Source organism: Flagellimonas onchidii (genome assembly GCF_004804315.1).
Lineage (GTDB): Bacteria > Bacteroidota > Bacteroidia > Flavobacteriales > Flavobacteriaceae > Flagellimonas > Flagellimonas onchidii.
The window spans coordinates 336,899-357,321 of record NZ_SRXX01000001.1; the positions used below are offsets into that span (position 1 = coordinate 336,899).

Genomic DNA, 20,423 nt, shown 5'->3' on the forward strand with positions numbered 1-20,423 from the left:
TCATCGGTTATCGCTAAAAATATTGGGAGGTTGTGGGAATGCCGGAATTATAATTGTTACTGCCAACAAAGAAGAACACTAACATTTTAAAAAGTAGGTTTTTCATTGAAATGGGTTTCGCTAAAAGTAAAAAAAATATCTACGGTTTGTATTAAAAACTTCTTTTGACTGTAATTTTAACACGAATCACTAAATCAAAAACCAAAGGCTGGTTTTAAGGCGCATTTTTGATTTCTCCTTTTATATCTTTAATGTTTCAATCTCCCCGCTTCAGCAAAGCTGAACCACCCCTCTTTATCATAAGAGGGGAACATATTACCACGAAATGAAAAAAAGAGTCCACAACAAAAAGGAGCTAATAGCCTACAGAAAAGCACTTCGAAATAACCTAACTCCTGCCGAAGCATTTTTATGGAAGCACTTAAAAGCAAAAAAGTTATTGGGCAGACGCTTTCAGCGGCAGTATGGCATCAAAAACTTTATTGTTGATTTTTATTGTGCTTCGGAAAGATTAATTATAGAACTTGATGGTGAAGTACATAAAAATCCTGCAGCCGAAATGTATGATTATGAAAAGACCAAAATCTTGAATCAACTAGGGTATTCCGTTATTCGATTTGTAAACAAAATGGTTTTTGAGAACTTGACCTTTGTATTAAAAGAAATAGAGGAAAACTTTAAGCATTAATGTTCCTCCCTTTATTAAAGGGAGGTGGGCAATGATGTAAGCAACATTGCACGGAGGGATTGTTTAGGGTGCATTTTTAAGTCTCCATTGTGGTTGATTCAAGTCAAAATTCAGCATTCTTCGTATCGTATCGTATAAATCGGGGTATTTTCCTGAAAACTCGGAGGGGCTTTCGATGAAGTTTTCCATAGCAACAGCAAAAAACTCATAAAAATTGACTTTTCCATATTCCCTGAAATAAGTTGATTCCCCTAATTTCTTCTGAAAATCCTCCTGATTATAGATTCTTTTGATTCTAGCCAAACCTACTTTGAACCGTCTTGCTTCCCAAGAAGACTTTTTCCGTGTCTCGAACATCAGGGCATGAGCCACTTCATGAATGCCAAGATTCCTGTTGTCATTGGGGATTTTAAATCCATTTTCCAAATCCGCGGCAGAAAACACCAATATTTTCAAGTTAGGATTGTATTCCCCAATATGATGGTTTTTCCCAATGCGTGAATAAAATTTATCAGGGTAAATAATGATTCTCGAAATCGACTTTTCAAATCGGAAATCCCGCATTCCTAGGGTCAACAAGGCTGCCGAAGCAGAAACGTAAGCCTTAATTTTTTCCTGATTGGTGATTCCTCCATAAAAAACAAAGGGCTTTTTCGATTTAAACCAAGTAAAACGCTTTAAGAAAGCCTTCTTCTGTTCTGGATTGAATTGCCGATATGGGATAAGAAATTCAGAAATAAACTGTCGTTCCCTCGCAGTAATCCGTTTTACAGGGTGGAAAACGTTGTACAAAGTGAATCGTTCCCCAAAAAAGTACTGATAACCGACCCTCGCAAACACGTAGAGCATCCCAAACGCCAAAATAAGTGCAGCGATTTCTTTTTGAGCTTCAGTCAGTCCTAGTCCATTCATCACATACGTTCAGGAACATCGATGCCTAAAAGTCTAAAGGCAGACTGAATCACCTCTCCCACTTTTTTGGAGAGTTGTACGCGGAAGTGCTTTTTCTGTTCATCAGCTTCACCCAAAATGGACACCTGCTGATAAAATGAGTTGAATTCCTTTACGAGGTCATATGTGTAGTTGGCAATTAATGCCGGACTGTAATTCTCCGCAGCCAATTGAACCGTCTCTGGGAAAAGTTGGATTTGCTTTAGCAACTCCTTTTCTTTCTCATGGAGTTCAAATGTCATGTCGAGCGCAGTCGAGACATCAAAATCGGCCTTTCTCAAAATCGACTGGATTCGAGCATAGGTATACTGAATAAATGGCCCTGTATTCCCTTGAAAATCCACCGACTCTTCGGGATTGAACAAAATCCGTTTTTTGGGATCCACCTTTAAAATATAATATTTTAAGGCCCCCAAGCCGATAGTTCTGTACAATTGCTTCTTTTCTGCATCGGAATAACCATCCAATTTCCCCAATTCCTCCGAAATGGACTCTGCCGTGTTTTCCATGCTTTCAATAAGGTCGTCAGCATCTACAACTGTACCTTCCCTACTCTTCATTTTTCCGCTGGGGAGGTCGACCATACCATAGCTCAAGTGGTACAATTGCTGCGCCCAATCGTATCCCAATTTTTTAAGGATAAGGAACAACACCTTAAAATGGTAATCTTGCTCGTTTCCTACGGTGTAAACCATGCCATTGATGTCTGGATGGTCGGTTACCCGTTGAATTGCGGTTCCGATATCTTGCGTCATATAGACTGCTGTACCATCCGAACGCAAAACAATTTTCTCATCCAAACCTTCATCGGTAAGGTCTATCCAAACGCTGCCATCTTCTTTTTTAAAGAAAATCCCGCGTTCCAAACCATCTTTCACCACATCTCTACCTAAAAGGTAAGTATCGCTTTCATAGTATAATTTGTCAAAATCGACTCCAAGATTTTTGTAGGTGATATCAAAGCCTTCATAAACCCAGCCGTTCATCTTTTTCCAAAGGGCAACCGTTTCAGCATCTCCACCTTCCCATTTTCGCAGCATTTCTTGGGCCTCGAGTAAAATTGGAGCTTCTTTTTCGGCCTTTCCCTTTTCAGTTCCGTTGGCAACCAACTCGGCAATCTGCTCTTTATAAGCTTTATCGAAAGCCACATAGTATTTTCCAACCAAATGATCTCCCTTCAATCCAGAGGATTCTGGGGTTTCATCATCACCAAATCTCAACCAGGCCAGCATACTTTTACAGATATGAATCCCACGATCATTGACGATTTGGGTTTTGTATACCTTTTTTCCTGCTGCTTTTAAGATTTCGGACACGGAATAGCCCAATAAATTGTTTCGGATATGCCCTAAATGCAGTGGTTTATTGGTATTGGGCGAAGAGTATTCCACCATCACGGCATCTTTGGATGGTGTTTTCACATATCCAAAGTCAGTTTCAGCATAAATGGAATTGAAAAAATTCAGGTAAAAAACATCATCAATAACGAGGTTCAAAAAGCCCTTGACCACATTAAATTTGGCTACCTCGTCCACATTTTCCTGTAAATATTCACCGATTTTGGTTCCGATTTCCACAGGATTTCCCTTTACAAAGCGTAGCATGGGAAAGACAACCACGGTAATGTCCCCTTCAAAATCCTTTCGGGTAGGTTGAAATTCCACAGTTGGCAGTTCGGTTTCGTACAAATCCCCTACCGCTTTGATCACACTTTGTGAAATAACTTTTTGCAAACTCATCTATCTGGCTTTTCAGCCTGCAAAACTACATATTTTTTACCCGTTTCCATCAATAATAATGGGCTTTGCCCATAACAAACCCATTGATTTTGGTTAATTTTAAAGATGCTTTTGAACGTCTCTTACAACGACAAAACAAGAACGCGGCAAATTGATGATGCCGTGGGCAAACCCTTTACCCTAAAAGAGCGCTTTGCCATGGGCGGAATCGGTTCTCCAAAACTCCATATCACCGAGACCAGCATCGAAATCCAGAATTTGCTCATTTTGGACAATAATTTGAACACCTGCAACATCGAAATGCGCCCCAAAGGCATCATCGTTCGCTTTAGGTCGTTACTAGAAACCTATGGTTTAATCATTCCGTATTACAAACTCAACCTGTACAAAGGTGACTTTGCCATTTACTCCATTTACAAAGACCATTATTTCATCAAGGTAAAATCTGATACCAAGGCCATTCAAAAGTATTTTAAGAAACTGATGGATTACAAAGCAGACAATACCCCAACTTCAATTGAAGATTTATGAGCATATTCAGCAAAAAGCCAAAAATTGAAGTAAAACCCAATGCGACGGACAAAAAATTGGTCAAGTTGGGGTGGGCCATAGTGGCATTAAATGTGCTTTTAGTGCTTATCTTCTATTTTGACCTTCCAGAGACCATACCAACACATTTTAACCTAAAGGGTGAAGCGGATGGTTATGGTCATAAATCAATGCTTTGGATTATTCCCATCCTTAGCACCGCACTGTATTTTGGGTTGAGCTTTTTTGTTACTAAAATGAAGCCCTACCATATGAACTTTCCTGTAAAGGTTACTGAAAAAAATGCACCCGAATTATATGCTCTAGGTATTCGGATGATGGCGGTAATGAATCTAGCTTCTGTAGTTGCTTTTTTATTGACAACTATAATCTTTCTTTTGCACATAAAAGGAATAGTAGGTACAATAGATGTTCAGCTTTTGGTAGGTTCTTGGATTATTGTGGCCCTGCTCCCCTTTATCTACTTCTACAAAATGGCTATAGTTCACGAATAATACCGTTCCTTCTTCCGTTTCTGGAACAAGCGTTGTTACAAATTCCTGTTAAAATCGTCTGCTTCTAAGCAACCCTTTTGTTATTTCGATTGTCTTTACTAAAAATAGCACCGCACAGCAAGCTGTGCGATAACCGATAAAACCGTCAAAAAACGAACTGATGTCCAAATTCAATTTAGTCCCATTTCTTTGTTTTTTTCTGGCATTCAGCAGCCTATCGGCCCAGACCGTCACTTCCAAACTCATCGATGCAAAGACCCAAAAAGGCATTCCCTACGCCGCGGTACAATATGGAGAACACCAAGGGGTGATCACCAACGAGGAAGGCCGTTTCAGCTTTGTGCTGGATGCCGCCCAAACCCCGGATTCTATCTACATCTCCTCCATGGGTTATCAGAAAACCGGGTTTACCTTGGAGCAATTGCAAGACAGCATCATCGCCATCACACCCAAGGCCATTGAACTGACTGGGGTGTACCTTTTTGATAAGGAATTGGATGTGGACGAGATTATGGAACGTGTGGAAGAGCGCCTTCCCACCAACTACAACAAAGCACCGCTAAAGCAGCGTTTCTTTTTGCGGCAATCCAGCTTTAATACACTGCAAAAAATGGATATTGAATTTAAAAAATCCACCATTGCGGAGCTGGACAAGCACCTAATGGACAGTATTGCCTCCATCATCCCCAGAAATTCGGCCTATTACACCGAAACTTTGGGCGATTATTACCAAAACGGGGAAGAAAACAAGCTCGAGATTATAAAAGCGGCCGAACTGTACGATAAGAGCAACGAAGGTTCCATGGAAGCCTTGGCCGACAAAATGGAGGCCATTTTTAGGGCCAATGTAAAACCGGACTCTTATCTAAAGATAAAATCGGGAATTTTTGGCGAAAAAGTACCCGTGGATTCCATTCTAGAAAATGAGGACGAAGCCGCCGAAATTGAGGAAGAACTCAAAAAACCTGAAAAAAACTACTTTTTGGGCAATCGCAAATATATTTTGAGCATCGTTAACAATCAGTTCTTTGGAAAATCCAAACTGGATGTTGCCAAAAAGTTGAACCGCTACGAGTATAAACTTTTGGGCTATTCCGAGTTGGAAAACCAAGGCGTGTATGTGGTGGGCTTTGCCCCCAAGCGTGGTGCCGATTTTCAGGGCAAGCTATTTGTGAACATCGAGGATTTTGCCATTATGCGCATGGACTACGAAAATGTAAAGACCATTCGTAGTATTCGATTGTTGGGCTTTAGCTACCAAGAACTGAAATATTTTGGCAGCACCGTTTTTTCCAAGTTTGATGGGGACAAGTACAAACTTAAGTTTATGAACTTCACCTTTGGAAAAAAAATGGGGGTTGACCGACCTTTAAAGGTCATTGAAAAGAACAAACATGTAAAGGGCCGAAGAAAACAGAACGAACTCTCCCTGGCTCTGGACGTGGTCAACTATAACACTGAAAAGTACGAACTGGTGATATACGACTCTGACCCCGTCTCCAAAACCGATTTTGAGGCCCTAAAAGAGGACGAAACCGTAAAAGCCACCTATTTATCGGCCTATGACCCTGAGTTTTGGAAAGGCTACACCATTATGGAGCCCAACCAGGCGATACGCGAATTTGTGGTTCCGGCGGAATAATCCTTTTTTAAGTCGAAGTGAACCGAGGATTTTGGAGAAATAACTATAAATCGAGCGAAAGTGCATTTTACAAAGTAAAAAAGAGCATGTAGCGATTAGATTTATTAGCGGTTTTGTGATGTATCACAAAAATTTCCTTGAAATCCTCTTGAATTTTTGGTTCGTTTTGTTTCAAGACAAAATGAACAGATTATTCATCCTTTACCACTATTGATTTGGCAGCATAGTCATGAATTGCCTTTCTATGCTCATCGCCAGTTACAGTTAAAAAAGACAACCAACCCAATAAGTATTTTATAATAAACCTAATTAGAGCAAGTGGAAAAATCACTTTTTTATTAGAGTCATTGTCTTGTTGCACCTTGATTCCGCTGTACGAATGTCCAACGGTTTTTCCGTAAACAGAGGTCAAAATAGGGTCATATAAAAAGGCAAACAGGATAAACAAAGTCATCCTAACATAATCGGGAACATTATCAAACAGGGCTAAAACCTCAGAGGTTAAGTACATGAGTGCAACTAAAACAACTGCATCTATAAAAGCGGCTTTGACACGATCGGGTAATAGGGCATATTCTCTTTCCATATGGTTTAGGTTGGTGAAAGAAAGATAGTATTTTTAAAAGTGGAAAACGCAAAACCTTTTCTCACTTAATATTGCAGATTTCAGATAACGGAACTTCCAAAGCTTGACTGATTCGAAATAGAGTATGGATGGTAGCATTGGTACGGCCTTTTTCAATACGCGAAATGTTAGTGGTGTCAATTTTAGCCTCTATTCTGCCTACCAAATCCACTTGAGTTAATCCCTTTTCGATTCGGATTCGTTTTACATTTTCACCAATTTTTTTCAACATTTCGGATTTTTCCATACTTGCCATATTTGACAAGTCAAGAAAAGGCTTATATTTACCGCAGTTAATGTCATATATGACAAGTTATAGATTTTATGAAACACGATGAGGTTTTAAAAAATTGGATTGAAGAAGGGTATGGTACGCCAGATGAGTTTGCCAAAATCTTAGATCAAGGTATAGAAATGCTCTTTTATCTTGAAGATGATGTTTTTACGAAAAGGGAGGTTCAGTCAGTGGTAACTGCGATGAGGGGGATTGCTAGTATATTAAGAGCTAAATAACATGTATAGTACTCATTATCATTAGGCCATTTTTTCAATTTTAATCTTTTCTAATAGTTATATACCCAATTCTCTTCTGATAACATAAATTAACTGATCATAAGATTTTTCAAACAAATCATTGTTTATTTGCTCTTCTGGAACAAATAACTCTTCCCATTTTGGATTCCAATTGGCAAGTTTGATTCTCTTCGATAAATCCATTCTTATTTTGGCATCTTTGCCCCATCCTGTATATGTTTTGAAACAATTATGTATATAGGTATTGTACTTGAGCATAACACTATCAGTTTCCTCAAATAAATGGGCATAAATATTAAACTCTCTATCTAGTTTTCTTTTTTTCAGAATAACCTCAGGTGGAGTTAGCTCCTTCCAATTTCCTACTCTTTTGTAATAGCAAAATAAATCATTCAAATCAGGAACCACTCTATCATAAAATTCCAACCTCTTTTCAATTACCGTCTTGTTTAGCCATTGCTTACTTTCTAAATCTTTGCCCAATTTGGCTAATTGCCATGCTATTAATCCACCAATTATCGGTATTATTATTGATATAACTAATTTTGTTGTTTCTAGGCTGTTCCATGGATTTCCCATAATCTTATATCAATTGAACTGTAATAGTTATTGTTACCAAACTTACTTTCATGTTTGATTTGATTCAACGAGTAAGTCGACTTTTCTTTTTTTGTGTTGTAAGATTCAAATCTCTAAAATACTATTTACAACCTAAATTCTTACAAACAAAAGCAGTAAAATTCTTTATTGGATTGTTCTTCGTCATTTCGAACATATGTGAGAAATCTAACATGGGATTTCTCAATCAATGCTTTGCATTTCATTTCGAAATGACATTAGCAGAAAGAGCAATACTAAAGTATTGGGGCGAGGTGCTAGACAGTTGCTTTCGTCATGCCAAACTTGTTTCGGCATCCCATCAGTGTGAGACCCTGAAACAAGTTCAGCGTGACGTGTGGTTTTTTATTGCTGTAAGGGTGTTATGCCGAGTTGGCGGTATTTGCTGTACAGCCCGCGAAAATCGGTCATATAAATATGAGTGCTTTTCCCTTTTAGGCTATCACTACTGGTGTAATACAGTTTTTTGTCATTTGGGGTCAAATACGGGTACAGGTCACTGCCCGAGGTATTCAGTTCCTTTATGTTCTGTGGCAATGTCCACAGATCGCCTTTCTTAAAACTGATATAGAGGTCACCATAGGGCGAAACATTGGCTTCGCGCTGTGAGGCCTCAAAAATGATCAGGTCACCTTTGCTGTTGACCTCCAGGTTCCATTCCCCTAAAGGGGAATTCAAGGTACTTCCCATATTTACAGGCGGGCCCAATACCCCATATTTAAGTTCGGACCTATACAAATCGCCTTGCCCATACCCACCCAGTCGGTCTGAGGCAAAATACAGGTTGCCGTCCCCATCGGTACGGGGGCTATATTCCGTGTTTTCAGAATTTATGGGATAGGGCAGCACCTCAGGTATTTCCCAAGTGCCATTTTCGTCTCGGGTCACCATCCAAATATCAGCTGAGGTTTTGGTAAGTGTAGCTGGTCTATCGGAAATAAAGAACAAGGTTTTTCCATCTTTGGATAGGTGAGGATCACTATCATCATACGTCCCCGAAAACGAAACGATTTTCGGGGTAGACCATGCACCATTTTGTTTAACGGCATGGTAGATGGCACTTTTCATATCGCCACTGGCCCACGCTTGCTCACTTTTGGCAAAGAAGAGTTCGTTACCATCCGCAGAAAAGGTACAGGAGTATTCGACGGCCTCCGTAGATATGTTACCCGGTTCAAACTGGACAATACCTTTTTGTTGCTCGCAGCCCATCCAAATGGATGCACAGGACAACAGCATCAGCATTCCAAATTTTGGGTTTTCCATAATCACCAATTATGTTATCTAAACAGGAGAACCAAGTACTCACTAATCGTCAATAAATCAAATGTTTATAAATGTAGTGATTATCATCTTTCCCTAGCGAAATCCTGTATAAAATGTTGTTATGGGTTTGTAGAAGAATGTTTTTGGGTCATAATTAGTTGGTGATATCAAGACTTGCCTGCATTGAATTCTTTTCAGTATTTCGGCATCCTGTAAGAGTGAGATACTGAAACATGCTTCCGCTCTGCCATGTATCCATTCAAGTTGACAGTTTGTACCAACAATGGCTCCTTACCTTTTCCTTCGACAGATTTAAAATGACAAGGAAGATGAACACCTCTCCCCGACATGAAGAGAGCTCAAAAAACTCGTGCAAATTCGTGTCAAACCAAAAAACACTCTTGAGATTCTCATGCTTCGACTTCGCTCAGCATCCAGGGACAATTAAACCTTGGGCAAAAACACCTCGGCCATCATACAACGAGCGCTTCCACCACCACAAGTTTCAATAGTACTCAGTGAGCTATGGATGATGGGGCAGTGCTTTTCAATGGCTTCTCTTCGGGCTTTGTCCAAACTATTGTAGGCTGCAGAACTCATTACCATATACCGCTGGTCATCCGCTCCAACCACTTGTAGCATATTCCCGGCAAAGTGGTACATCTGCTCTTCGGTAATATTGATGACCTCTTTTCCATCAGCTTTTAGGTGCTCCACCACATTTTTGCGTTCCTTTTTGTCATCAATGGTATCCAAACAGATAATGGCAAAGGTTTCGGCAAGAGCCATCATCACATTGGTATGATAAATGGGCAATCGCTGCCCTTCAACGGTTTGGTTTGCTGTAAAAATTACGGGTAGATAGTCAAAATCCTCACAGAATTCAATGACGAGTTCCTCTTCTGCACGGTCAGACAAAGCGCAATAGGCTTTTTTGTTTACTCGATCTAGCAACAAACTGCCAGTTCCTTCCAAAAACACACCTTCCTCCTCTGCAGAGGTGTAATCCACAACATTATCGATGCGGAAGCCGTCTTGTTCTAGAATCTCGAAAACATCCTCTCTTCGTTCGTTTCTTCGGTTTTCGGCAAACATAGGATATACCGCTACGGTTCCATCCGCATGAAAGGATATCCAATTGTTCGGAAAGATAGAATCTGGGGTATCTGGTTCTTTGGTATCCTGCACCACAACCACATTGACTCCCTTAGCTCTTAACTTCTCTACGAAGTCATCAAACTCTTGTTGGGCCCGGGCATTGATTTTATCCTGATCTACGCCCATTTCCTCCTGAAAATAGTTGTTTACGGCTGTTTGTTCGTTCATTCTGAAACTAATCGGCCGAACCATTAAAATGGTACTGGTTATCTGCATTTGTTCAATCTTTATGTTTATGTAACATCCCTAAAGCCCTCTTGAGGGGACAATTTCAATTATTCTCTTATCAAGGGCATGGTGCTGCACCGCAACAATCCTTCTTGTTTTGCAATCTCGGCATAGGGAATCTCCTCTACGGTAAATCCTTGTTCCCTCAGCCACTTGTTCAGTCGAGTGAAACCTTTTTCGGAAACCACTACTTCGGGAGAGATAGAAAACACATTACTGAACATTTGGTACATTTCGTCCTTAGTGATTTCGAAAATGTTTTCCTTTCCAAAATAATCCATTAGCCATTGGTACTCCTCCTCTACTAAAAATCCATTTTTATGTAGAATGGCCTTGTCCTTACCGACGGGTTGAAAACAGCAATCTAAATGCAATGCATTTTCTTTGGCAATTGTATTGGACTTTCTAAGTTCAAAAGCCTTTACCTTTTTATTCGGAAACTGTTCTTTTAGAAACTCTACTGCCTCTTTGTTAGTACGCGCAGTAATATAATCTGGATAATCAGGTCCAGTGTAGGTTCCGACAAAAATATAATCGTTCCAAGGCATTACATCCCCACCTTCGATATGAACTTTCTCTGGAGGTCGAATAATTTTATTCGGGTCGATTTGGTCCAAAACATGTTGAATAGCTTCATACTCCCTTTCGCGGTCTGGCAAAATATTGGAATGAAACAATTTGTCTTCAATCACAAAGGCAATGTCCCTAGAGAATATCTGATTACAATCCTGAAGCACAGAAGGGCGAAAAACCTTTACCTCATACTTTTTAAACACCTTGGCAAAAGCATCCATTTCAATCAACATATCCTCTTCTTTTGGATATGTGCCCGCCAAAATATGCTCTAATGATTTCGGATCATATGCCTCTTCAGGCCTTGGAGTTGGCCCACAGCTTTCTGCGGTACCCAATATCACCGCTTTAAGCGGGCTTGTTTCATCTACGACATGTAAATTCAACATAGTTCAATTTTTGCGCAAATATAAAAAAGTCCACTTTCAACCGCATTAAAAATGGACTTTTTTCAAAAATTTGATGCTTTTTTTACCGATTCTTCAAATCAATAAAATCTCTATGATTCTCGCCAATGTAGATTTGTCTTGGTCTTCCAATAGGTTCTTTTCTTAGACGCATCTCACGCCATTGCGCAATCCAGCCGGGTAATCTTCCCAAAGCAAACATCACTGTAAACATCTCTGTAGGAATGCCCAAAGCTCTATAAATGATTCCCGAATAGAAATCCACATTCGGATATAGTTTTCGTTTTACGAAGTATTCATCCTCCAAAGCCTCTTTTTCAAGTCCTTTGGCGATATCCAAAATCGGGTCTTCGATTCCTAGGTTTCCAAGGACTTCGTCGGCCGCTTTTTTGATGATTCTAGCTCTTGGGTCAAAGTTTTTATACACTCGGTGTCCAAAGCCCATTAATCTAAATGGGTCATTTTTATCCTTGGCTTTAGCCATATATTTTTTGGTGTCCCCGCCATCTTCTTGAATAGCTTCCAACATTTCCAAAACTGCTTGGTTAGCACCGCCATGAAGCGGGCCCCAAAGGGCAGAAATACCGGCAGAAAGTGAAGCAAAAAGTCCTGCGTGGGAAGAACCAACGATTCGGACCGTGGAAGTAGAACAGTTTTGCTCGTGGTCCGCGTGCAAAATCAACAACTTATCAATGGCATCAATTGCGATGGCATCCCTTTTATATTCTTGATGAGGTTTTTTGAACATCATCTTATGGAAATTCTCCACATAACCCAAACTATCATCACCATAATCCAAGGGAAGTCCTTTTTTCTTACGCTGTGTCCATGCCACCAATACAGGAAACTTAGCCAATATGCGCACTATGGAATGGTACATTGCCTTTTCTGAAGAAACGTCCACAGAAGTCGGATTAAAAGCCACTAAGGCACTCGTCAATGATGACAATACTCCCATAGGATGGGCAGATTTTGGAAAGGCATCCAAAATCTTCTTCATTTCCTCATCTACTTGGGATTCTTCTTTTATATCGTTATGAAAGTTCTCAAGCTGTTCTTTGTTTGGTAGTTCACCAAAGATTAGAAGGTAGGCCACTTCAAGAAAATCGGCCTTTTCCGCCAAATCCTCTATGGAATATCCGCGATAGCGAAGAATTCCTTTTTCTCCATCCAAAAAGGTAATACCGCTTTCACATGAGCCGGTATTTTTATATCCCGGATCAATGGTCACGATACCACTTGAGGAACGGAGTGTTTTTATATCTATAGCCAGTTCATTTTCAGTTCCTTGTATAACTGGAAATTCATATTTGTTACCATCATATTCAAGAATAGCTTTGTCAGACATTTTATATTTTAAAGGATTAATAAAAAGGAAGCGGAAATTTACGAAAAAGCAAGGCTATTAACAATTTCCAAGCCTCATTTATGGTATTGTTAACCATATAATTTGTATGTCGAAAATTAATCGTGCGGTTTACTACAAATTGTATAAAAATTTGTAATAATCGTCCACGGATTTCTTCCAAGTGAAACGCTTTTTCTTTGCTGCTGTTTGAATCTTATTCCAGGTAGGTTTGTCGTTCTTGAAAACATCGAGAGCAAGGTCAAAAGTCTCAGTCATATTCTTGATTTTTTCCTCATAGGTGCTTCCATCAAAACTGAAGCCTGTTTTCATATGCGAAACGGTATCCTTTAGTCCCCCAGTATGATGTGCCAAGCATGGATTTCCATTTCTCATAGCCAGCATTTGACTTATACCGCAGGGTTCAAATAAGCTGGGCATGAAATAAAGGTCCGATTCGAGGTAGATAGAATCTATCAGGTTTTCCGACTGCCCATTGGTAAAAACAAAATTTCTATGCTTGTAGCTCAAATCCCTAAAAAGTTCCTCGTATTCAGGGGCACCTGTACCTAATAGCATAAAAATACCGTCTACCTCTTCGAGTTTTTTCAGGATCTCAACAAACGCTTCTGGAGAACGTTTAAAAAAGTAGAACTTTTGTTCCGTCAATCGCGCCACACTTGAAACGATGAATTTGGGTCTGTTATCCACAAATTCCATAATCTTTTCACCTGTATGGGCCAAAAAGTCTGCCTTGTATTTCTTGGATTCCTCTTGCAACCATCTAAAGATGGCTTTAACAGTATTTCTATAAATAAACCCTTTCTCTTCTTGATTAATATTTTTGTAATTGCATCCGTTTAAAATTCCAACTAAGCGCCCTTCTTCATCTGCTTTTTGCAAATCTTTTTCCAATCCCTCTCCACCGATAAATTCCGGGGGAGAGCTAGGTAACATCACATCTTCTTTATACGAAGGGGATACGGTGTGAACTACATCTGCAAAACGGATTCCAACGGCCATTAGATTGATACAGTCTTGATAGCGATAATCCATCAAAGCTTTATAATCAAAGGTTACATTGGGAAACCAATTTCTTAGAGAAGAATAGTTATCGTCGAATGGCCGAATGCCCTGAATGGCTAGGTTGTGGATACTGTACGCAAACTGAATATCTTTTAGGTTTTTATAATCCTTGTGATATTCACGTAAGAACAACAAAAGACTTACATGCCAATCGTGCAAATGAATAATATCAACTTTTCCGAAGGAACCTTTTTTTACCGCCTCAGCAACAGCCGTACAAAAGATGAAGTATTTGATGGCATCGGTATAGAACGGTTCCTCAGGGTCATTATGGTAAATATGGGCGATATCTCCTGCCTCTATCTCTGGATGATGCAATACATAATGAACAATATTGGAAAACTCTTTTTTAGGTTTTACCTCGTACAATTCAGCAGTGTAATTTAAACCGCGCAGTTCAATGTTAAGATTGGTCTTAAAAAGTCCGTCTTGATGTAGCCTTCCATAAGAAGGTACCACTACGTGCACCTTGTCTCCCCGTTCCGAAATTTGTCTGGGAACATCACGGACTACGTCACCCATTCCACCTGCCTTGCAATTGGCAAGGGCGTCGTTTTCTGCTGCAACAAAAAGGAAATTGTTCATTCGGTCAGTTTATTATTTGGTTTTGCTCGGTATTTGTTCAATCAATTTAACCAAAGTTTATTCGGAAACAAAAAAAAAGCCTTTCTCGTTATGGAAAGGCTTTTTTAGTGCTATAAAATCATTATCAATTAATTTACCTTGAATGCTTTCTCTTGTGGGTAGTAGGCCGTACTTCCCAACTCTTCCTCTATTCGCAGTAATTGATTGTATTTTGCCATTCTATCACTTCGGGAAGCGGAACCGGTCTTAATTTGACCTGTGTTCAAAGCAACCGCCAAATCTGCAATGGTATTATCTTCAGTTTCACCAGATCTGTGAGACATTACAGAGGTGTATCCCGCATTTTTGGCCATGTTCACTGCAGCAATGGTCTCTGTTAAGGTACCGATTTGGTTTACTTTAATCAAAATAGAGTTAGCAATACCGTTTTCAATCCCTCTAGACAATCTTTCTACGTTGGTCACGAACAAATCATCGCCTACCAATTGAACTTTATCTCCAACCTTCTCTGTCAAAATCTTCCAACCATCCCAATCGTTCTCATCCATTCCATCTTCAATGGAGATGATTGGATATTTCTCGCAAAGATCTGCCAAATATTGAGCCTGCTCTTCAGAAGTTCTTACTTGTCCTTTATCACCTTCAAATTTGGTGTAGTCGTACTTTCCATCTACATAAAATTCCGCTGAGGCACAATCCAAGGCAATCATGATTTCATCGCCCAATTTGTAGCCTGCTTTGTCAACCGCTTTAGCTATTGTATCCAAAGCATCTTCCGTACCACCTTCCAAAGTAGGGGCAAAACCACCTTCATCACCTACCGCAGTGCTCAAACCTCTGTCGTGCAATACCTTTTTAAGATTATGAAAGATTTCAGTACCCATTTGCATGGAGTGGCTAAAATCCTTGGCCTTAACTGGCATGACCATAAATTCTTGAAAAGCTATCGGAGCATCGGAATGCGAACCTCCATTGATGATGTTCATCATAGGAACTGGAAGCGTATTGGCGCTTACTCCACCAACGTATCTGTATAAAGGCATTCCCAATTCGTTGGCAGCTGCTTTAGCAACCGCTAGGGAAACTCCTAAAATAGCATTGGCTCCTAATTTTGATTTGTTTGGTGTCCCATCCAACGAAATCATGGTCTCGTCTATCAGGTTTTGTTCAAACACAGAAGTTCCTACCAATTCTTCAGCTATTATCGTATTGACATTATCAACAGCCTTACCGACGCCTTTTCCCATAAAGGTATCTCCCCCATCTCTTAACTCTACCGCTTCATGCTCTCCAGTTGAAGCGCCCGAAGGAACCGCCGCTCTTCCTAGAATCCCATTTTCGGTAACTACATCTACCTCAACGGTTGGGTTACCCCTTGAGTCTAAAATCTGTCTTGCATGAATGTTGATAATAATGCTCATCTACTACAATTTATGGTTGAAAATTAATTCGGCAAAGATACAAAAGGAGTGCTATAGAATTTCGTGAAAATCAGCACAAAACATTATGAATAACGTAAAAATAACCTACAACGATTTAGTTCTTTCCAGTTTTGATAGCGTCGAAAAATTGGTCGAACAAATAATCTGCGTCATTAGGCCCTGGACTTGCTTCTGGATGGTATTGAACCGAGAACACTTCCTTCCCTTTCATTTTTATTCCAGCTACGGTGTCATCGTTCAAATGCAAGTGGGTAATTTCCAATTCCGAATTAGCCTCCGTTTCTTCCCTATTTACAGCAAACCCGTGGTTCTGGGAAGTAATTTCACCTTTTCCGGTAACCAAATTGAGAATGGGGTGGTTGATTCCTCTGTGTCCGTTGTGCATTTTATAGGTTGATACCCCATTGGCCAAAGCCAGTACTTGGTGGCCCAAACAAATTCCAAACAGGGGTTTATCTGAAGTTATCATCTCCTTAGCTGCAGCAATTGCATCTGTCAATGGTTCTGGGTCACCAGGTCCGTTGGAAATGAAATAACCATCAGGATTCCACTCCTTCATCTCTTTAAAAGAGGTGTTGTATGGAAACACTTTTATGTAAGCTCCTCTTTTGGCCAAGTTTCTAAGGATATTCTTTTTGATTCCAATATCCAAGGCTGAAATCTTGAATTCAGCATTCTCCTCCCCAAAATAGTAAGGTTCTTTGGCTGATACCTTTGATGCGAGCTCAAGGCCTTCCATACTGGGCACTTTCTTCAACTCCTCTTTAAGAGCATCTATTTCATCAACTCGGGTTGAAATCAAAGCGTTCATCGCTCCATTATCCCGAATGTAGCTCACCAATGCCCTGGTATCTACATCAGATATGGCAAAAAGGTTATTTTTATCCAAGAACTCTTGAAGGCTCATATCTGCATTTGGCCTGGAATATTCATAGCTGAAATTCTTTACAATGAGTCCAGCTATTTTAATGGAATCGGATTCAACTTCTTCGGAGTTCGTGCCATAGTTCCCGATATGGGCGTTTGTAGCCACCATTATTTGTCCAAAGTAAGATGGATCAGTAAAAATTTCCTGATACCCGGTCATTCCGGTGTTGAAACATACTTCTCCCACAGCAGTTCCCTCTTTATCACCCACGGCCTTGCCGTAGAAAATAGTGCCGTCTGCCAACAGTACTAGAGCCCTTTTCTTAGATTGATACTTCATTGCGATTTTTTAATTTCGGTTTGACAAAAAAACATAAAAAAAGGATAAGTTTTCACTTATCCTTTTTCCACTAATACAATAGTAATTAACATCTTTTATTCTTCTGAATCGTCAGCTTTTACCGTTTCAGCAACTGGCGCCGCTGCCTCCACTTTTTTACCGCCTCCTCTTCTACTTCTTCTTGTAGTTTTCTTGGCAGGTTTTTTACCAGCGTTGTACAATTCGTTGAAATCGACCAATTCGATCATTGCCATATCGGCGTTATCTCCCAAACGGTTACCCAACTTAATGATTCGAGTATACCCTCCCGGTCTATCACCAACCTTCTCCGCTACAGCACCAAAAAGCTCAGTAATTGCTTCCTTATTTCTAAGTTTACTGAAAACGATTCTTCTGTTGTGCGAACCTTTTTCGGCTGTTTGATTGTTCTCGGTCTTTGACTTTGTAATCAACGGCTCAACAAACTGCTTCAAAGCTTTGGCCTTGGCAACCGTAGTGTTGATTCGTTTATGCTCTATTAAGGAACAAGCCATGTTGGCCAACATTGCCTTTCTGTGGGCAGCTGTTCTTCCTAAGTGATTAAATTTCTTTCCGTGTCTCATGTTATTGTTTTATCATCTTGCTACCAAACCCGTTATATTTCGGGGAGCAAAATATGATTAATTAATCCTTGTCCAGTTTGTATTTTGACAAATCCATTCCAAATTGAAGGCCTTTGTTGATTACCAACTCTTCCAATTCGGTCAAGGATTTTTTACCAAAGTTTCTGAACTTCATCAAATCGTTCTTGTTGAAGGAAACCAAATCTCCCAAAGTATCCACTTCGGCAGCTTTAAGACAGTTCAATGCCCTTACAGACAAATCCATGTCTACCAATTTGGTCTTCAACAACTGACGCATGTGCAATGATTCCTCATCGTAAGTCTCAGTTTGAGCAATTTCATCAGCCTCAAGGGTGATACGCTCATCAGAGAACAACATAAAGTGGTGAATCAAAACTTTAGCAGCTTCGGTTAAAGCATCTTTTGGGTGGATAGAACCGTCAGTAACGATTTCGAAAACCAATTTTTCGTAATCAGTCTTTTGTTCTACCCTAAAGTTTTCGATGCTATATTTTACGTTCTTAACCGGAGTGTAAACAGAATCAACCGCAATGCTGCCCAAAGGTGCATTGGATTTTTTGTTTTCCTCGGCTGGAACATATCCACGTCCTTTTTCAATGATGATCTCCAAGTTGATGCTCACTTTTGGGTCCATATTGCAGATTACCAAATCTGGGTTCAGCACTTGGTATCCTGAAATGAACTTTTGGAAATCTCCTGCGGTCAATTGTTCTTTTCCGCTTACTGAAACAGATACTGTCTCGCTCTCTACATCATCAATCTGTCTTTTGAAACGAACCTGCTTTAGGTTCAAAATCATTTCCGTTACGTCTTCAACAACGCCAGGAATAACAGAAAACTCATGTTCAACTCCGTCGATACGCACAGAAGTAATCGCAAAACCTTCCAAGGAGGAAAGTAGTACTCTTCTCAGTGCGTTCCCAACTGTTAATCCATAACCAGGTTCCAAAGGGCGAAATTCAAATTTCCCTTCGAAATCTGTTGAATCGATCATTATAACTTTATCGGGCTTCTGAAAATTAAGTAATGCCATAATTGGATTAATGTTGATTTTATTTTGAGTATAACTCGACTATTAATTGTTCCTTGATATTCTCAGGAATCTGCAATCTCTCAGGTATAGTTACGTATGTACCCTCTTTCTTTTCCGAATTCCAAGTAATCCATTCGTAAACACTGCTGTTGTTCGCCAATGAATCGTTTATGGCTTGAACAGATTTTGATTTTTCCCTAACAGCAACAACGTCACCGGCTTTAAGAGAATATGAGGGTATATTTACGATTTCACCGTTCACTGTAATGTGTCTGTGGGAAACCAACTGACGTGCACCTCTTCTTGATGGGGAAATTCCCATTCTGTACACAACATTATCCAAACGTGATTCACATAATTGAAGTAGCACCTCACCTGTTACTCCCTTGCTACGGTTGGCCTTGTCAAAAAGGTTTCTAAATTGTCTTTCCAAAATACCATAGGTATACTTGGCTTTTTGCTTCTCCATCAACTGGATTGCGTATTCAGACTTTTTACCACGGCGTCTGTTGTTTCCGTGTTGTCCCGGAGGATAACTTTTCTTTTCGAAGGCTTTATCGTCTCCGAATATCGCTTCTCCAAACTTTCTAGCGATTTTTGATGTTGGTCCTGTGTATCTTGCCATCTTCTTTTGTTTTGAAAGTGCGATTATGAATTAAGGCTTATCCTTCGATAATCTCCGTTGCACCTTCGGGTGAAGACCCTTATGGGCCATATGATATTAATTAAACTCTTCTTCTTTTAGGAGGTCTACAACCGTTGTGTGGTAACGGTGTAACATCTACGATTTCCGTAACCTCAATGCCTGCATTGTGGATAGAACGAATGGCAGATTCTCTACCATTTCCCGGTCCCTTTACATAAACCTTTACTTTTCTAAGACCTGCTTCGTGTGCCACTTTGGCACAATCTTCTGCAGCAACCTGAGCAGCATAAGGAGTGTTCTTTTTAGAACCTCTAAAGCCCATTTTTCCAGCAGATGACCAAGAGATCACATCTCCCTTTTTGTTGGTCAAAGAAATAATGATGTTATTGAAAGAAGCTACAACGTGCGCCTCCCCAGTGGATTCTACTACTACTTTGCGCTTCTTTGTTGTTTTAGTACTTGCCTTTGCCATATTTTTTAGTTTTTAGTTGCGCCTCCGCTAAAGCTTCAGCGGCACGCGGTGTTAGATTCTTAGTTATTGGAATCCTAGACTTTTACATTTCAAACAGATTCTTCTAACGTCTAAATACTAATGACTACTATTAATTATTATTTAGTTGCTTTCTTTTTGTTTGCAACTGTTTTTCTCTTTCCTTTTCTTGTCCTAGAGTTGTTCTTGGTACGTTGACCTCTTAGCGGCAACCCAGATCTGTGACGAATTCCACGGTAACAACCGATATCCATCAATCGCTTGATGTTCAACTGCGTTTCTGAGCGAAGTTCACCTTCAATAGTGAAAGCGGAAACTGCCTCACGGATTCTTCCTATTTCATCGTCATTCCAATCTGAAACTTTGGTATCCTCACTTACCTGGGCTTTTTCCAAAATCTCTTGGGCCCTACTTTTACCAATTCCGTAAATGTAGGTAAGTGAAATAACTCCACGCTTTTGTTTAGGTATATCTACACCTGCAATTCTTGCCAT

At 39.9% G+C, this 20,423-nt stretch carries 22 protein-coding genes; 5 read left to right on the plus strand and 17 right to left on the minus strand.

Going from position 1 to position 20,423, the window contains the following annotated elements; genetic code table 11:
• Positions 1-325: 325 nt before the first annotated feature.
• Positions 326-688: an endonuclease domain-containing protein gene (locus tag E4661_RS01305; protein ID WP_136465010.1), complete on the plus strand. Its 363-nt coding sequence runs from the start codon at positions 326-328 to the stop codon at positions 686-688.
• Between the two features lie 63 nt (positions 689-751).
• On the opposite strand, the gene E4661_RS01310 is transcribed toward E4661_RS01305, so the two are convergent.
• Together E4661_RS01310 and argS are read right to left on the minus strand one after the other, a co-directional pair.
• Positions 752-1,600, minus strand: a complete 849-nt coding sequence (locus tag E4661_RS01310; protein ID WP_136465011.1) for a zinc-dependent peptidase — start codon at positions 1,598-1,600, stop codon at positions 752-754.
• Positions 1,600-3,378, minus strand: a complete 1,779-nt coding sequence (gene argS, locus E4661_RS01315; RefSeq protein ID WP_136465012.1) for an arginine--tRNA ligase — start codon at positions 3,376-3,378, stop codon at positions 1,600-1,602. The genes E4661_RS01310 and argS overlap by 1 nt, the downstream gene beginning before the upstream one ends.
• A gap of 105 nt (positions 3,379-3,483) precedes the next feature.
• On the opposite strand from argS, the gene E4661_RS01320 reads away from it, so the two are divergent.
• The 3 genes from E4661_RS01320 (at position 3,484) to E4661_RS01330 (ending at position 6,063) form a co-directional block, all read left to right on the plus strand.
• Positions 3,484-3,909, plus strand: coding sequence for a hypothetical protein (locus E4661_RS01320; RefSeq protein WP_136465013.1), 426 nt, complete (start codon positions 3,484-3,486; stop codon positions 3,907-3,909).
• Positions 3,906-4,421, plus strand: a complete 516-nt coding sequence (locus E4661_RS01325) for a DUF1648 domain-containing protein (protein WP_136465014.1) — start codon at positions 3,906-3,908, stop codon at positions 4,419-4,421. The genes E4661_RS01320 and E4661_RS01325 overlap by 4 nt, the downstream gene beginning before the upstream one ends.
• Positions 4,422-4,581: 160 nt before the next feature.
• Positions 4,582-6,063 carry a carboxypeptidase-like regulatory domain-containing protein gene (locus E4661_RS01330; protein WP_136465015.1) on the plus strand — a complete coding sequence of 494 codons (1,482 nt, stop codon included), beginning with the start codon at positions 4,582-4,584 and terminating at the stop codon, positions 6,061-6,063.
• A gap of 190 nt (positions 6,064-6,253) precedes the next feature.
• On the opposite strand, the gene E4661_RS01335 is transcribed toward E4661_RS01330, so the two are convergent.
• Together E4661_RS01335 and E4661_RS01340 are read right to left on the minus strand one after the other, a co-directional pair.
• The gene (locus E4661_RS01335; RefSeq protein WP_136465016.1) at positions 6,254-6,649 is read right to left on the minus strand and encodes an RDD family protein; all 396 of its coding nucleotides are present in this window, start codon (positions 6,647-6,649) and stop codon (positions 6,254-6,256) included.
• A gap of 61 nt (positions 6,650-6,710) precedes the next feature.
• Entirely contained in the window at positions 6,711-6,935 is a 225-nt protein-coding gene (locus E4661_RS01340) for a helix-turn-helix domain-containing protein (RefSeq protein WP_136465017.1), read from the minus strand.
• A 77-nt stretch (positions 6,936-7,012) separates the two neighbouring features.
• Between E4661_RS01340 and E4661_RS01345 the strand changes: the two genes are divergently transcribed.
• The gene (locus E4661_RS01345) at positions 7,013-7,201 is read left to right on the plus strand and encodes a hypothetical protein (RefSeq protein ID WP_136465018.1); all 189 of its coding nucleotides are present in this window, start codon (positions 7,013-7,015) and stop codon (positions 7,199-7,201) included.
• A gap of 57 nt (positions 7,202-7,258) precedes the next feature.
• On the opposite strand, the gene E4661_RS01350 is transcribed toward E4661_RS01345, so the two are convergent.
• The 13 genes from E4661_RS01350 to rpsM form a co-directional block, all read right to left on the minus strand.
• Entirely contained in the window at positions 7,259-7,801 is a 543-nt protein-coding gene (locus E4661_RS01350) for a hypothetical protein (RefSeq protein ID WP_136465019.1), read from the minus strand.
• A gap of 384 nt (positions 7,802-8,185) precedes the next feature.
• Positions 8,186-9,106: a TolB-like translocation protein gene (locus tag E4661_RS01355; protein ID WP_136465020.1), complete on the minus strand. Its 921-nt coding sequence runs from the start codon at positions 9,104-9,106 to the stop codon at positions 8,186-8,188.
• A 444-nt stretch (positions 9,107-9,550) separates the two neighbouring features.
• Positions 9,551-10,480 (minus strand): citrulline utilization hydrolase CtlX, encoded by a 930-nt coding sequence (gene ctlX, locus E4661_RS01360; protein ID WP_136465021.1) that lies wholly within the window; start codon positions 10,478-10,480, stop codon positions 9,551-9,553.
• 59 nt (positions 10,481-10,539) lie between these two features.
• On the minus strand, positions 10,540-11,454 hold the full coding sequence (locus tag E4661_RS01365) for a dimethylarginine dimethylaminohydrolase family protein (protein ID WP_136465022.1): 915 nt from the start codon (positions 11,452-11,454) through the stop codon (positions 10,540-10,542).
• Between the two features lie 82 nt (positions 11,455-11,536).
• Positions 11,537-12,820 (minus strand): citrate synthase, encoded by a 1,284-nt coding sequence (locus tag E4661_RS01370; protein ID WP_136465023.1) that lies wholly within the window; start codon positions 12,818-12,820, stop codon positions 11,537-11,539.
• A 132-nt stretch (positions 12,821-12,952) separates the two neighbouring features.
• The gene (locus E4661_RS01375) at positions 12,953-14,488 is read right to left on the minus strand and encodes a glycogen synthase (RefSeq protein WP_136465024.1); all 1,536 of its coding nucleotides are present in this window, start codon (positions 14,486-14,488) and stop codon (positions 12,953-12,955) included.
• A 128-nt stretch (positions 14,489-14,616) separates the two neighbouring features.
• Entirely contained in the window at positions 14,617-15,909 is a 1,293-nt protein-coding gene (gene eno / locus E4661_RS01380) for a phosphopyruvate hydratase (protein ID WP_136465025.1), read from the minus strand.
• 115 nt (positions 15,910-16,024) lie between these two features.
• Positions 16,025-17,137 (minus strand): glutamine-hydrolyzing carbamoyl-phosphate synthase small subunit, encoded by a 1,113-nt coding sequence (gene carA / locus E4661_RS01385; RefSeq protein WP_136465026.1) that lies wholly within the window; start codon positions 17,135-17,137, stop codon positions 16,025-16,027.
• Between the two features lie 95 nt (positions 17,138-17,232).
• Positions 17,233-17,739 (minus strand): 50S ribosomal protein L17, encoded by a 507-nt coding sequence (rplQ, locus tag E4661_RS01390; protein WP_136465027.1) that lies wholly within the window; start codon positions 17,737-17,739, stop codon positions 17,233-17,235.
• Between the two features lie 61 nt (positions 17,740-17,800).
• The gene (locus E4661_RS01395) at positions 17,801-18,793 is read right to left on the minus strand and encodes a DNA-directed RNA polymerase subunit alpha (protein WP_136465028.1); all 993 of its coding nucleotides are present in this window, start codon (positions 18,791-18,793) and stop codon (positions 17,801-17,803) included.
• 19 nt (positions 18,794-18,812) lie between these two features.
• Complete coding sequence (gene rpsD, locus E4661_RS01400; RefSeq protein WP_136465029.1) at positions 18,813-19,418, minus strand: 30S ribosomal protein S4; 606 nt, start codon at positions 19,416-19,418, stop codon at positions 18,813-18,815.
• Between the two features lie 100 nt (positions 19,419-19,518).
• Positions 19,519-19,911: a 30S ribosomal protein S11 gene (gene rpsK, locus E4661_RS01405; protein WP_136465030.1), complete on the minus strand. Its 393-nt coding sequence runs from the start codon at positions 19,909-19,911 to the stop codon at positions 19,519-19,521.
• Positions 19,912-20,048: 137 nt separating this feature from the next.
• The gene (rpsM, locus tag E4661_RS01410; RefSeq protein ID WP_136465031.1) at positions 20,049-20,423 is read right to left on the minus strand and encodes a 30S ribosomal protein S13; all 375 of its coding nucleotides are present in this window, start codon (positions 20,421-20,423) and stop codon (positions 20,049-20,051) included.